Here is a 12,620-nt window from a genome sequence, read left to right on the forward strand (position 1 = left end):
TCGACGGCTCAGGCCGGGGCGGGCGGCTCGTCCTCCAGCGCGGCGTCGTGCACCAGCAGCGCGACCTGCACCCGGTTGTTGAGCTCCAGCTTGGCCAGCAGCCGGGACACGTACGCCTTCACGGTCGCCACGCTCATCGACAGCTCCCGGCCGATCTCGCCGTTGGCCAGGCCCCGGCCGACCAGCGCGGCCACCGCCCGCTCGCCCGGGCTGAGCCGAGCCAACGCCTGCCGGGCGCGCTCGCGCCGCGGGTCCGGCGGGGCACCGGCCAGGTCGCCCACATAGCTCATCATCCGGCGCAGCACCGACGGGGACATGATCGGCTCCCCGGCCGCCACCTGCCGGATCGCCCGCACGATCTGCTCCGGCGGGGTGTGCTTGAGCAGGAAGCCGCCCGCCCCGGCGCGCATCGCCCGCAGGATGTGCTCGTCGGTGTCGAAGGTGGTCATGATGATGATCTCCGGTGGGTCCCGGCGGGCGCGTAGCCGCTCGGTGGCCGCCAGCCCGTCCAGCCGCGGCATCCGGATATCCATCAGCACCACGTCGGGCCGGTGCTCATTGACCGCGCCGATCACCTCGGCGCCGTCGGCGACCTCGCCCACCACCGCCAGGTCGTCGGCCCCGGCCAGCATCATCGACAGGCCCAGCCGCACCAGCGCGTCGTCGTCGACGATCAGGACTCGGACCGGGGGGCTCATGGCTGCAACGGTAGCCAGGCGCGCAGCCGGAAGTCGCCTTGGGGGGTGCGGCCGTGCTCCAGTCGCCCGCCGACGATGCCGACGCGCTCGCGCAGCCCGATCAGCCCGGCCCCGGCGCCGGGCAGCACGGTCGGTCCCGCCGGGGAGCCGCCCACCGGCAGCGGGTTGGCCACCTCGACCGTCAGTCCCTCGCCGGGCACCGCCTCCACCGTGACCCGGACGTGGGTGCCCGGCGCGTGCTTGCGCGCGTTGGTCAGTCCCTCCTGGACGATCCGGTAGGCGTGCCGGCCGACCCGGGCCGGGACCGCAGGCGGGTCGGCGATCCGGTCCCGCAGCGTGACGTGCGCCCCGGCCTGCCGGGACTGCTCGATCAGCGCCGGTAGGTCAGTGAGCGTGGGCTGCGGCCGCTCCCCGTTGTCGCCGGGGTCGTCGCGGAGCATGCCGATCACCTCGCGCAGGTCCTCCAGCGCGTCGTGGGCGCACTGCCGGATCACCTTGGCCGCCCGCGCCTCCTCCTCGGGCAGGTTGCCGCGGTACTCCAGCGCCCCGGCGTGCACGGCCAGCAGCGAGATCCGGTGGGCCAGCACGTCGTGCATCTCGCGGGCCAGCCGCTCCCGCTCGTGGTGGCGGGCCTCCTCCACGCGCAGCCGCTGGCCCTCCTCGGCCTGCCGGGCGCGTTCCTGCGCCGCCAGCACCAGCCGCCGCTGCGAGCGGACCAGCAGCCCGATGGCCACCAGCGCTATGTGCAGCAGCGCGACGGTGAGCACGCCCTCCCAGTAGTCCCGCGGGTTCGTGGTCTCGTCCAGTCGCCACAGCGCGCCGATGAGCAGGAGGTGGGTGGTGGCGAGCGCGCCGGTGACGCGCCATGACCGGTGGACGGCCAGGTTGAACACGGCCATGGCGGCGAAGCCGATCCCGGCCACGGAGACGATGCCGCCGAGGTGGCACACCACGGCCAGGGCGACGGGCCACCGCCGCCGCAGGGCCAGCGCCAGCAGGGCGAACACCGCGGCGGCGGCCGCCTCGTACCCGATCGGCGGCAACCCCTGGGAGTCGGGATCGGTGTACACGACGAAGACGAAGAGCGAGCCCACCAGTGATCCGAGGCTGATGTAGGCCAGTTCTGCGGCCCGCTCCCGGGACGATCGTCGCGACACGGGCCAACCGTACGGCGCCCGCGGGCGGGCGGGCAGTGCCCACCCGTCGATGGCCGCATCGACTTTGGTCTGCCCCGGGCGGCCGAGGGTCATGGGAAGAAGTGGCGGGCATCGGGACGGTCCTGGGCGCCGTCCAGCGGATGCCGGCGTCGCCGATGCCGCCGCCTCACAAAAAATCTACAACGTAAAGGCGGTGGCCTCCCGCAGACTAGCCCCATCAGCCGATCACCCCGAGCGGAGGACGCATGGCATCGGACACCGGATTCGTGGAGGTCGCCTCCGAGGCGCGGCTGCGGGAGCTGCTCGGCACCCCGATGCCCCGGGCGGTCGCCAAGGAGCGCGCCCGGCTGCACGAGATGGACCGCAGATGGCTGGCCGCCTCGCCGTTCTGCCTGATCGCCACCGCCGACGCCGAGGGCAACTGCGACGTCTCGCCCAAGGGCGACCCGCCCGGCTTCGTCCACGTCCTGGACGAGACCACCATCGCCGTCCCGGACCGGCCGGGCAACCGGCGCGTCGACGGCTTCCGCAACATCCTGGCCAACCCCCGGGTCGGCCTGATCTTCCTGGTGCCGGGGCGGGGCGAGACCCTGCGCATCAACGGCAGGGCCCGCCTGCTGAGCGACGCTCCCTTCTTCGACGCGATGGTCGTCAAGGGCCACCGGCCCCGGCTGGCGCTCGTGGTGGAGATCGAGCAGATCTTCTTTCACTGCGCCAAGGCGTTCCTGCGCTCGGACCTGTGGCGGCCGGAGACCTGGGACCCCGGCGCCCTGCCGTCCCACGCCGCCATCACCAAGAGCGTCATGAACACCGAGGAGACGCTGGAGGAGCTCGAACGCTACTACGGAGCGGAGTACGCCAAGAGCCTGTACGTCCACAAGTGAGCCGTACCGCCCGTTACCCGGCGGGTAATCGCCGTCATGATCGCCCCCCGGTAGCGTCGTCGCCGTGACGACGATGACGACCTCGCTGGGTGACGTGCGGCCCGTCGGTGAGCAGCTGCGGGCGTGGCGGCAGCGGCGCAGGCTCAGCCAGCTGGAGCTGGCGCTGGAGGCCGACGTTTCGACCCGCCATCTGAGCTTCGTGGAGACCGGCCGGTCGGCGCCCAGCCGGGAGATGGTGCTGCGGCTGGCCGAGCACCTGGACGTGCCGCTGCGGGACCGCAACTTGCTGCTGGTGTCGGCCGGGTACGCGCCAGTGTACGCCGAGACCTCGATGGACGAGCCGAGGATGGACTCGGTGCGGGCGGCGCTGCGGCAGGTCCTCACCGGGCACGAGCCGTACCCGGCGGTAGTGGTGGACCGTTTCTGGAACCTCATCGACGCCAACGCCGCTGCCGCTCTCTTCACGGAGAGGGCCACCCCCGAGCTGCTGGAGCCGCCGGTGAACGTGCTGCGGCTGAGCATGCACCCCGCCGGCATGGCCCGCGACATCATCAACCTGGGGGAGTGGCGCGCCCACATGGTGGACCGGGTGCGGCGGCACGTAGCGCTCACCGCCGACGAGTCGCTGGCCCGGCTCTACCAGGAGCTGCGCGACTACCCGGTGACCGAGGCGGAGACGGAGTCCCCGTTCGAGATGCCCACCGGCAACGAGGTGTTCGTGCCGCTGCGGATCCGCTCCGGCGACCGGGTGCTGTCGTTCTTCAGCACCATCGCCACGTTCGGCTCGCCTGTGGACATCACGGTCGCCGAGCTGGCCATCGAGTCGTTCTATCCGGCCGACCGGCCGACCGCCGACTTCCTGCGCGAGCGCGCCGGCGGGTGAGGGCCGCCGTCGGCGCGCCGGAACGTCCGTGATAGACACCGTTTCCGGGAATCGTTCGCCGGGGGAGGGCCGCACGGTGAAGATCACTGGCACGGTGCAGCATCAGGCGTGGCAGGACAAGGTGCTGCCGCCGGTCGAGCAGGTACGGCCGGGGCTGTGGTCGTTCCCGGTGCCGCTGCCCAACAACCCGCTGCGCTACGTCCTGGTGTACGGGCTGGAACTGCCGGACGGGATCGCCCTGGTGGACGCCGGCTGGGACGCCCCCGAGTCGTGGAGTGCGCTGTGCGGCGGGTTGAAGACCGCCGGGTACGAGATCACCGACGTGCGGGCGGTGCTGGTCACCCACCTGCACCCCGACCACTACGGGCTGGCCGGGCGGATCCGCGAGGCGTCGGGCGCCTGGGTGGCGCTGCACCCCGCCGACGCGGGGCTGCTGCGCGAGCGCTACCAGGACTTCGACGGGCTGATCGACGCCATCGGCGCGCAGATGAAGGCGCACGGGGTGCCCGAGGAGGAGGCCGGCCCGCTGGCCGACGCCTCCCGCACGATCCTGCCGCTGGTCCGGCATGCTGACCCGGAGCTGCTGCTGGAGGACGGCGAGCAGGTGCCGCTGCCTGGCTGGCGGCTGCGCACGGTGTGGACCCCGGGCCACTCCCCGGGCCACGTCTGCTTCCTGGACCCCGAGCGCAGGCTGCTGCTGTCCGGCGACCACGTGCTGCCGCGGATCACCTCGGCCATCACCGTCCACCCGCAGCAGCGGCACAACCCGCTGGCCGACTTCTTCGACTCCCTCGACAAGGTGCGGGCGCTGGACGTGGAGGAGGTGCTGCCGGCCCACGAGTACCGCTTCGCCGAGCTGGCCGAGCGGGTGGGTGCGCTGGCCGCCCACCACACCGCCCGGCTGGACGAGATCGCGCTGCTGGTGATCGCCGCCGGCGACGACGGCGCCACCGCCTGGGACCTGGCCCGCCGGCTGACCTGGTCGCGGCCGTGGGAGCAGATCCAGCCGTTCATGCGGCGCACCGCCATGCTGGAGACGCTCGCGCACCTGGTGATGCTGGCCACCCAGCACCGCGTCCGGATGCTGGAGGGCCCGCCCGCCCGCTGGTGCGCTATGGCGGAGTGACCCCCACCGGGACCGCCGGTGCGAGGGCGGCCGCCGCGGCGTCCAGGCCGGCCGCGTCATGGCGGACCCGCTCGGACGGCACGCCGAGGTCCCGCAGCACGCGCACGGTACGGGCGACCATCGCGGTGGGCCCGCACACGTAGACGTCGGTGTCGGGGCCGGGCGGGTCGTCGATCCGCTCGAGCGCCTCGGGCACGGTGCCGCGCATGCCGTCGAAGCCGGGGTCCTCGGCGACCACCGGTGTGACCCGCAGCCCCGCACGGGCGGCCTCCAGGGACCGCAGCTCGTCCAGGTCGTACAGGTCGCGTGCGGTTCGCGCGCCCCACACCAGATGCACCCGGCGGCCCGGGGCCGCGGTGGTGGCCTGTTCCAGCAGGGCCTTGAGCGGGGCCAGCCCGGTGCCGCCGGCCACCAGCAGCAGGTCGCTTCCGGAGTCCGGGTCCAGGGTCATGGCGCCCAGCGCCGGGCCGAGCATCAGCGTGTCGCCGACCTTGGTGTGGCGGACCAGGGCGCCGCTCACCCAGCCCGCGGGCACCGCCCGCACGTGCAGGCACAGGGTGCCGTCCGGGCGGGGCGCGTTGGCCACCGAGTAGCGTCGCCAGACCCGCGGCCAGCGCGCCGTCTGCACCGTCACGTACTGCCCGGCGGCGAACTCCAGCGGCTGATCGGGGCGGACGGTGAGCACCGCGACGTCGTGGACGCGGCGCTCGTGGCCGACCACCTCGCCGACCCACCAGGGCGGCGCGTGGGCGGCGGCGGCCTCGGCGGCGTCGACCATCGTCGCGGCGGCGGCGGAGAACGCGCCGGTCCAGGCGGCCTCGACGCGCGGGCTCCAGCCGTCCCCGGCAAACCTGCGCAACGTCGCGATGAGCGCCGTGCCGGCCGCGGCGTAGTGCTCGGGACGAAACCCGAGCTTGCGGTGGTCGCGGCCGAGGGCGCCCAGGTACTCGGTGAGGGAGTCCGGGGCGTCCAGGCTCCACACGATCCTGGTCAGCGCCCGCAGCAACTGCTCGCGCTGGGCGTCCATCGCGGGCGGGAACAGCGCGCGCAGCCCCGGGTGCTCGGCGAACAGCCGGCCGCAGAAATACGCGACGGCCTTATCGGCGTTCGGCGCCAGCAGCGCGAAACTGTCTTTGATGATCCGCGGATCGGATGACATAGGCCAAGCTCGCCTCCCGGCTCACAGTTGCGTTTCCGGACCGAGGTGTGGGCCTGTCGCACATGGCCCGCGTGGCGCGGCATGTCCGGCTTGCCGAGAGTCTCGCATTGAAAACCGCTGTGGCTCAACAGGTTCCCCCGGAAAATTCAAATTCAGGTGCGGCCCGGATTGTGCGCGCCTGACGATTCTCTCGAATCCTGTAATGAATACCGGGAGGTATGCGCACGGTGCGTGTCACCAGGCGTGACCTGGTGCCGGTGTGGTGGCGAGGACCGGGTACGTTCGGTGACATCGAAAAGTGCTCCGGTCCGGCCGGCCCGCGGGCGGGGGAGAAATCTCCACCCGGGCGCGGACCGGCGTCCCGGTGCCGCCGGACCGTCCCGCTGCCAAGATCGTCATTGTGGCCGCAGGATCACTCGCACCGGGGCCATGCGCTCGCCGGGGCGCCGGGGCGGGCCGGCGGTTATCGATTCCGGGATCGGCGCGCCCGAAACCCCGAGGGCGCCCGCCACGATGATCTGACAGAGGACGGCGGCGGCGAAAACCGCGCACGGGGCGAACCGGAGATCTGGAGCACCATCGGGAGAGGGGAGTCACGCATGACGGAGGGCAGGACCCGGGAGACACCGCAGGGAGCTCCGCCGCTCATCGGCGTGACGACGTACGAGGAGGCCGCCCGCTGGGGGGTCTGGGTGCGCGAGGCGGCGCTGCTGCCGGCCTCTTACCACCGGGCGGTCGAGCGCGCCGGAGGCGTGCCGGTGCTGATCCCGCCGATGGCCGCGCTGCGCGGGGTCGGTGCGCTGGTGCGGCGGCTGGACGGCCTGGTCCTCGCCGGCGGCCCTGACCTGGACCCGACGCTGTACGGGGCGGAACGGCACCCCGAGACCGGCCCGCCGCAGCCGGTCCGGGACCGCTTCGAGCTGGCCCTGGCCCGGGCCGCGGTGGAGGCCGGCCTGCCGTTTCTGGCCATCTGCCGGGGTATGCAGGTGCTCAACGTGGCCAGGGGCGGGACCCTCATCCAGCACCTGCCGGAGGCGGTCGGCCACCGCGAGCACGGGCCGGCCCCGGGCCGGATCGGCAGGCACCGGGTGCGGATCAGCCCGACCAGCCTTGTCGGCAAGATCCTCGGCGAGACGGCCGACGTGCCCACCTACCACCATCAGGCGGTCAAGCGGCTCGGCAAGGGGCTGGTCGCGGTGGCCTGGACCCGGGACCAGGTGGTGGAGGCCGTCGAGTTGCCGGGGCACCGGTTTGGAGTGGCGGTGCAGTGGCATCCCGAGGACGGCGACGACCTTCGCCTGTTCGAGAGCCTGGTGGCCGAGGCCGCCGGGCGCTGACCCACCCGGAGGCTGCATGACGACCCCGCACCCGCAGATCGACCGGTTCCGCGAGCTGCTCGCCCTGTGGGGACAGCTGGTCGGCGAGGACCCCGGCCTGGAGGACCTGCGGGGGGCGCGGCGGCGGCACGGCACGGCCCCCGGGCCGGCGGCGGGCCCCGAGCTGCCTGAGGTGCGCGATCTGCGGGTCGCCGGGCCCGGCGGGCCGGTTCCCGTCCGCCTCTACCGTCCCGAGCCGCGTTCGGCGGGTCCGCTGCCCGCGCTGGTGTACCTGCACGGCGGCGGCTGGGTGATCGGCGAGATCGACGATGTGGACGGGCTGTGCCGCGAGCTGGCGGCCGGCGCCGGATGCGCGGTGCTGAACGTCGGCTACCGGCTGGCCCCCGAGCACCCGTTCCCGGCCGCGGCCGAGGACGCCTGGGCCGTCCTGGCCGCCGTCGCCGCCGACCCGCGGCGCTACGGGGCCGACCCGCGGGCGCTGGCGGTCGCCGGGGAGAGCGCCGGCGGCAATCTCGCCGCGGTGACCGCCCTGCGGGCCCGTGACGAGGGCCTGCCCCTGGCGCACCAGCTGCTGGTTTATCCCGTCACCGACACCGCCATGGACACCAGAAGCTGGGCCGAGTACGGGACGGGCCTGGGCCTGGACGCCTCGGCGATGGCCGCGTTCCTGGACCTGTACCGGGCGGGCGCCGACCCCGCCGACCCCCGGCTGGCCCCGCTGCGCGCCCCGGACCTGTCCGGGGCCGCCCCCGCCACGGTGATCACCGCCGAGTGCGACATTCTGCGGGACGAGGGCGAGGCGTACGCGCGGCGGCTGGCCGAGGCGGGCGTGCCGGTCGAGCTGCACCGCTACCCGGGGATGGTGCACTCGTTCTTCCTGCTCCCGGAGATCTTCGACGCCGGTGTGGAGGCCCGCGCGCTGGCTGTGCGACGATTGCGCGCGTCCTTCGGCGTTGCACGGGAGCGGGAGCACGCGTGAGCGAACTCGACCGGTATGGCACCTACCGGCGGCTGAAGACCGACTGGCCGCTGCCCGGGGTGCTGCGGGTGACCATCAGCAGGCCGGAGCGGCTCAACGCGGTGGACACGGTCGGCCATCGGGAGCTGGCGGAGATCTGGCGGGACGCCGACGCCGACGAGCGGGTCAGGGCGGTGCTGGTGCGCGGCGAGGGCGCCGCGTTCTCGGCCGGCGGCGACCTGGCGATGATCGAGGAGATGATCGCCGACCCGTTGGTGCGTTCGCGGATCATGCGTGAGGCCCGCGACCTGGTCTACAACCTGATCAACTGCGCCAAGCCGGTGGTCAGCGCGATCCAGGGGCCGGCGGTCGGCGCCGGTCTGGCGGTGGCGCTGCTGGCCGACGTCTCGGTCGCCGGGCGGTCGGCGCGGATCATCGACGGGCACACCCGGTTGGGCGTGGCCGCCGGGGACCACGCCGCGATCGTGTGGCCGCTGCTGTGCGGGATGGCCAAGGCCAAGTACCACCTGCTGCTGTGCGAGACGCTCACCGGCGCCGAGGCCGAGCGGATCGGCCTGGTCAGTGTGTGCGTGGACGACGAGCAGGTGCACGAGCGGGCGTTGGAGGTCGCCGGGCGGCTGGCCGAGGGCCCGGCCGAGGCGATCCGGTTCACCAAGTACGCCCTCAACAACTGGCTGCGGTCGGCGGGCCCGGCGTTCGACGCCTCGCTGGCCCTGGAGTTCCTCGGGTTCACCGGGCCGGACGTGCGGGAGGGCGTGGCCGCGCTGCGCGACAAGCGCCCTCCGAAGTTCACCTGACCCGGCGTCCGGGACGGCGGGTCAGCCGAAGCGCCGCCGCAGCGCCGGCAGCAGCTCGGCCTGCGACCAGGTGAGGAACTCCTTCTGGCGGTCGGCCCCGACCTGGACGATGGCCAGGTGGGTGAACCCGGCCTCGGCGTAGGCGCCCACGGCCTCCACGTAGGCGTCCAGGTCCGGGCCGCACGTCACCAGCTCGGCGACATCCTCGGGCCGCACGTGCTCGGCGTGTGCGGCGAAGTTGCGCGGCCCCGGTAGCTCGGACATCACCTTCCAGCCCCCTGTGCCCCAGCGCCACAACCGGTGCGCGCGCTCCCGGGCGGCCGCCGCGTCGGTGTCGTAGGAGATCACGAGCTGGCCGTAGCGGGGCTTGCCCGCGCCGCCGGTCTCGTCGAACTCCTCGACGATGTCGGCGCGGGGCTCGGTGGCGACGATGGCGTCGGCGAACTCGCCCGCCAGCGTCGCCGCGCGCTTCCCCCCGGCCGCGATGGCGATCGGCACCGGCCGGTCGGGCAGGTCGTACAGCTTGGCGGAGTCCACGTCGAAGTGGACTCCGTGGTAGTTGACGTAGTCGCCCTCGAACAGCGTGCCGATGATCTCGACCGCCTCGGCGAGCATCTCGTGTCGGAGGTCGGCCGAGGGCCAGCCGTGCCCGACCACGTGCTCGTTGAGGTTCTCCCCGGCGCCGAGCCCGAGCGAGAAGCGGCCGTCCGACAGCACCCCCATGGTGGCCGCCTTCTGCGCCACCACCGCCGGGTGGTACCGCATGATCGGGCAGGTCACGAAGGTCATCAGCGGGATGCGCTCGGTCGCCTGCGCCGCCGCCCCCAGCACCGACCAGGCGTAGGCCGAGTGCCCCTGCTCCTCCAGCCACGGGAAGTAGTGGTCGGAGATCACGGAGAAGTCGTAGCCGGCCGCCTCCGCCGTGACCAGGTCGGCCACGAGCTGCTTGGGCGGGGTCTGCTCGCACAGCATGGTGTATCCGAACTCCATGCGGCCACCCCTACCCGCCTCCGTCAGCCGAAACGCCGCCGCAGCAGGTCCAGCCCCGAGCCCAGCACCGCGCGGTCGAAGGTGACGGCCATGGCGCGCTCGTCGGCGGCGTCGGCGGCGAACTCGGCCCGCCACTCCACGAACGCCTGGCCGGTGTCGGTGACCGGCGCCACCCGGATGGTGGCGCGGCAGTCGCGCACCGGCAGCGGGCAGTCCAGGATGTCGTAGGAGCAGCACCGGGCGGCGTCGTCCAGCAGGGTCAGCCGCTCCCGGAACACGCTGTCGCCGACGCCGATGAGCCGGCGCACCGAACCCACCCGGTCCGCCGGCCCGCCGTCCTCGATCGCGCAGGTGGCGATGCCCGGCCGCCACTCGGCCAGGTTGCCGCCGTCGCGCAGGTAGGCCCACACCTCCTCGGCGCTGGCGTTGATCACGGCGCTGGCGTACGACATCGGCATGGCGGTCTCCTCGGCGTCGAACGGGGCGGGCCGACGAGAACATGATCGTCGGCCGCTGTGACGTGGGCAACACCCGCTGCGGACCGACGCCACCGGATCAGCCGAAGCGGCCGGATCAGTACGACTTGGGCAGCCCCAGCTCGTGCTGGGCGATGTGGGCGAGCACCAGTTCCTCGGCCACCGGGATGTTCTTGCCGATCCGCGCGTCGCGGAAGAAGCGGGCCACCGGGTACTCCAGCGAGTAGGCCATGCCGCCGTGGGTCTGGAACGCCCGGTCGGCCGCCTGCCAGGCCGCGTCAGCGGCGGTCAGCTTGGCGATGTTGGCCTCCGCGCCGCACGGCCGGTGCCGGTCCCACAGCCAGGCGGCCTTGTAGGCCATCAGCCGGGCCAGCTCCACCTGCGCCTTGACGCGGGCCAGCGGGAAGGCCACCGCCTGGTTGGCGCCGATGGGCCGGCCGAACGGGGCGCGGTCGCGGGCGTAGTCGCAGGCGATCTTCAGCACCAGCTCACCGAATCCGACACCGGCGGCGGCGGCCAGGATCCGTTCCGGGTTGAGAATGTCCCACAGCACCGCGAAGCCCTGGTCGACCTCGCCGAGCACCCGGTCGGCGGGCACCCGCACGCCGTCGAGGAACACCATGCTGGAGGCCACCGTGTTGGTGCCCAGCTTGGGGATGGGCCGGTAGGTGAGCGTGCCGGCGGCGACCGCCTCCCGGACGTCCACCAGCAGCACGGTGAACCCGTTGACCCGGGGCCTGGCCTCGGCCGCCGGGACGGTCCGGGTGACCAGCACCAGGAAGTCGGCGCGCTCCACCCCGGAGATCCAGATCTTCTGGCCGCGCACCACGAAGTCGTCGCCGTCGCGGGTGGCCTGGGTGGCGATGGCGATGGCGTTGCTGCCGGCGTCCGGCTCGGTGACGGCGAAGCAGGTCTCCAGCTCGCCGGCGGCGATCTTGGGCAGGAATTCGCGGCGCTGCTCGGCGGTGCCGTGCCGGGCGATGGTCAGCCCACCGAACGCGGGGGTGAGCAGGTACATGAACGACGCGGCCCCTCCCGCGCCGCCGGCCGCCAGGCTTTCCAGCGCCACCGCCAGCTCCAGCAGGCCCTGCCCGGCGCCCCCGTACTCCTCGGGGATGGCCAGCGCGGTCCAGCCGCCCTTGATCAGTTCCTCCCAGATCTCCTGCGGCCACCGCTTGTCCGCGTCGCACCGGTCCCAGTACGCCTGGTCGTAGCGCTCTGCGATCGCCCGTACCCCCTCGCGCACCGCTGTCGCGCTCTCCGGCAGGTCGAAGTCCACCGCGCACCCCTCGCCTCGTGCTCATGCGTCGTCGGGGACACGGTACCAATCTCAGTAAGGGGTTACTGACGGCCCTCCGGGGGTGGGCACGGCTCCCCCTGATAGCGGGCGACCAGCCGGGCGATCTGCCGGGCCACCCGCTCGGGCGGGTCGGCCGGCAGCAGCATGTGGCTCATCGTCAGCCGGATCGCCGCGTCGGCGACCTCGGCCAGCGCCTGCCGGTCCAGGTGCGGCCACTGCGCGGCGACGTGCTCGATCAGCCGGGCCTTCGCGCCGAACAGCACCGGCTCGGCCTGCGTGGTCAGCAGCGGCAGCAACTCCTCGCCGCCGGTGCCGGTCAGCACCGCCTTCTTGATCGGGTCGTCGGCCGACATCTCCAGCGTGTAGGCGACCGCCGCGGCCACCGCCGAGTACAGGTCGTCGTGCTGGGACAGCACCTGGTCGATGCCGTCGAGGTACTGCTCGTTGTCCCGGATCACCAGGGCCTGGGCGAGCCGCCACTTGTCGCCGAACTCGTTGTAGACCGTCTGCCGGCTGACCCCGACCGCGTCGGCGACGTCCTGCATCCGGACGCCCCGGTAGCCGCGGAGGGTGAGCAGCTCGGCGAAGGCGTCCAGCAGCTCGTCGCGCAGACAGCGCCGACCGGTGGTCATGACAGCCTCGCCTTCGTCTCCGGTGCCTGCCGCATTACCTTATGCGCCCCCTCCGGATGTCAAGCGGGCGGCCCGGTGCCGCCCTGGCTCCGATCACGGTTCGGTTGCGCGCGGATCATGTCTCTTGTGTGACAGTCCGTCATTTCGTATGTTCGCCGCGAACAGGGCGCCCTCCCGACATTTCACCGCAGACCCCTCGCCG

13 protein-coding genes are annotated in these 12,620 nt (G+C 73.2%); 6 read left to right on the forward strand and 7 right to left on the reverse strand.

The genetic code is table 11. The annotated features are described in order from the left end of the window. Window positions 1-8: 8 nt before the first annotated feature. Together C4U03_RS02920 and C4U03_RS02925 are read right to left on the reverse strand one after the other, a co-directional pair. The gene (locus C4U03_RS02920; protein ID WP_103936006.1) at window positions 9-698 is read right to left on the reverse strand and encodes a response regulator transcription factor; all 690 of its coding nucleotides are present in this window, start codon (window positions 696-698) and stop codon (window positions 9-11) included. Beyond that, complete coding sequence (locus tag C4U03_RS02925; RefSeq protein WP_235017596.1) at window positions 695-1,855, reverse strand: sensor histidine kinase; 1,161 nt, start codon at window positions 1,853-1,855, stop codon at window positions 695-697. Before C4U03_RS02925 ends, C4U03_RS02920 begins: the two co-directional genes overlap by 4 nt. 245 nt (window positions 1,856-2,100) lie before the next feature. Between C4U03_RS02925 and C4U03_RS02930 the strand changes: the two genes are divergently transcribed. From C4U03_RS02930 to C4U03_RS02940, 3 genes are all read left to right on the forward strand, one after another. Then, on the forward strand, window positions 2,101-2,739 hold the full coding sequence (locus C4U03_RS02930) for a pyridoxamine 5'-phosphate oxidase family protein (protein ID WP_103936008.1): 639 nt from the start codon (window positions 2,101-2,103) through the stop codon (window positions 2,737-2,739). A gap of 73 nt (window positions 2,740-2,812) precedes the next feature. Then, window positions 2,813-3,622: a helix-turn-helix domain-containing protein gene (locus tag C4U03_RS02935; protein WP_103936009.1), complete on the forward strand. Its 810-nt coding sequence runs from the start codon at window positions 2,813-2,815 to the stop codon at window positions 3,620-3,622. Window positions 3,623-3,698: 76 nt separating this feature from the next. Next, window positions 3,699-4,748: an MBL fold metallo-hydrolase gene (locus tag C4U03_RS02940; RefSeq protein WP_200826991.1), complete on the forward strand. Its 1,050-nt coding sequence runs from the start codon at window positions 3,699-3,701 to the stop codon at window positions 4,746-4,748. On the opposite strand, the gene C4U03_RS02945 is transcribed toward C4U03_RS02940, so the two are convergent. Continuing rightward, window positions 4,735-5,907, reverse strand: coding sequence for a globin domain-containing protein (locus C4U03_RS02945; protein WP_103936010.1), 1,173 nt, complete (start codon window positions 5,905-5,907; stop codon window positions 4,735-4,737). The genes C4U03_RS02940 and C4U03_RS02945 overlap by 14 nt on opposite strands. A gap of 599 nt (window positions 5,908-6,506) precedes the next feature. Here C4U03_RS02945 and C4U03_RS02950 point away from each other — a divergent pair. From C4U03_RS02950 to C4U03_RS02960, 3 genes are read left to right on the forward strand one after another with little or no spacing between them, the layout of a single operon-like run. Further along, the gene (locus tag C4U03_RS02950) at window positions 6,507-7,244 is read left to right on the forward strand and encodes a gamma-glutamyl-gamma-aminobutyrate hydrolase family protein (protein ID WP_103936011.1); all 738 of its coding nucleotides are present in this window, start codon (window positions 6,507-6,509) and stop codon (window positions 7,242-7,244) included. Between the two features lie 16 nt (window positions 7,245-7,260). Next, a complete protein-coding gene (locus C4U03_RS02955) occupies window positions 7,261-8,223 on the forward strand; it encodes an alpha/beta hydrolase (RefSeq protein WP_103936012.1) in 963 nt (320 codons plus the stop codon). Next, a complete protein-coding gene (locus C4U03_RS02960; protein WP_103936013.1) occupies window positions 8,220-9,020 on the forward strand; it encodes an enoyl-CoA hydratase/isomerase family protein in 801 nt (266 codons plus the stop codon). The genes C4U03_RS02955 and C4U03_RS02960 overlap by 4 nt, the downstream gene beginning before the upstream one ends. Before the next feature lie 21 nt (window positions 9,021-9,041). Here C4U03_RS02960 and C4U03_RS02965 read toward each other — a convergent pair whose 3' ends face one another. From C4U03_RS02965 to C4U03_RS02980, 4 genes are all read right to left on the reverse strand, one after another. Then, the gene (locus C4U03_RS02965) at window positions 9,042-10,010 is read right to left on the reverse strand and encodes a TIGR03557 family F420-dependent LLM class oxidoreductase (protein WP_103936014.1); all 969 of its coding nucleotides are present in this window, start codon (window positions 10,008-10,010) and stop codon (window positions 9,042-9,044) included. Between the two features lie 23 nt (window positions 10,011-10,033). Continuing rightward, a complete protein-coding gene (locus tag C4U03_RS02970) occupies window positions 10,034-10,468 on the reverse strand; it encodes an SRPBCC family protein (RefSeq protein WP_103936015.1) in 435 nt (144 codons plus the stop codon). 115 nt (window positions 10,469-10,583) lie between these two features. Then, entirely contained in the window at window positions 10,584-11,765 is a 1,182-nt protein-coding gene (locus C4U03_RS02975; RefSeq protein ID WP_103936016.1) for an acyl-CoA dehydrogenase family protein, read from the reverse strand. Window positions 11,766-11,827: 62 nt separating this feature from the next. Further along, entirely contained in the window at window positions 11,828-12,418 is a 591-nt protein-coding gene (locus C4U03_RS02980; protein ID WP_103936017.1) for a TetR family transcriptional regulator, read from the reverse strand. Window positions 12,419-12,620: the final 202 nt, after the last annotated feature.

Origin of the sequence: Thermomonospora echinospora, assembly GCF_900108175.1 — a bacterium.
GTDB classification, from domain to species: domain Bacteria; phylum Actinomycetota; class Actinomycetes; order Streptosporangiales; family Streptosporangiaceae; genus Thermomonospora; species Thermomonospora echinospora.

What these genes read in the sequence shown, in the direction of transcription:
- C4U03_RS02920 (WP_103936006.1), bottom strand. Translation starts at nt 698, where the DNA reads ATGAGCCCCCCGGTCCGAGTCCTGATCGTCGACGACGACGCGCTGGTG.
- C4U03_RS02930 (WP_103936008.1), top strand. Translation starts at nt 2,101, where the DNA reads ATGGCATCGGACACCGGATTCGTGGAGGTCGCCTCCGAGGCGCGGCTG.
- C4U03_RS02935 (WP_103936009.1), top strand. Translation starts at nt 2,813, where the DNA reads ATGACGACCTCGCTGGGTGACGTGCGGCCCGTCGGTGAGCAGCTGCGG.
- C4U03_RS02945 (WP_103936010.1), bottom strand. Translation starts at nt 5,907, where the DNA reads ATGTCATCCGATCCGCGGATCATCAAAGACAGTTTCGCGCTGCTGGCG.
- C4U03_RS02950 (WP_103936011.1), top strand. Translation starts at nt 6,507, where the DNA reads ATGACGGAGGGCAGGACCCGGGAGACACCGCAGGGAGCTCCGCCGCTC.
- C4U03_RS02955 (WP_103936012.1), top strand. Translation starts at nt 7,261, where the DNA reads ATGACGACCCCGCACCCGCAGATCGACCGGTTCCGCGAGCTGCTCGCC.
- C4U03_RS02965 (WP_103936014.1), bottom strand. Translation starts at nt 10,010, where the DNA reads ATGGAGTTCGGATACACCATGCTGTGCGAGCAGACCCCGCCCAAGCAG.
- C4U03_RS02970 (WP_103936015.1), bottom strand. Translation starts at nt 10,468, where the DNA reads ATGCCGATGTCGTACGCCAGCGCCGTGATCAACGCCAGCGCCGAGGAG.
- C4U03_RS02980 (WP_103936017.1), bottom strand. Translation starts at nt 12,418, where the DNA reads ATGACCACCGGTCGGCGCTGTCTGCGCGACGAGCTGCTGGACGCCTTC.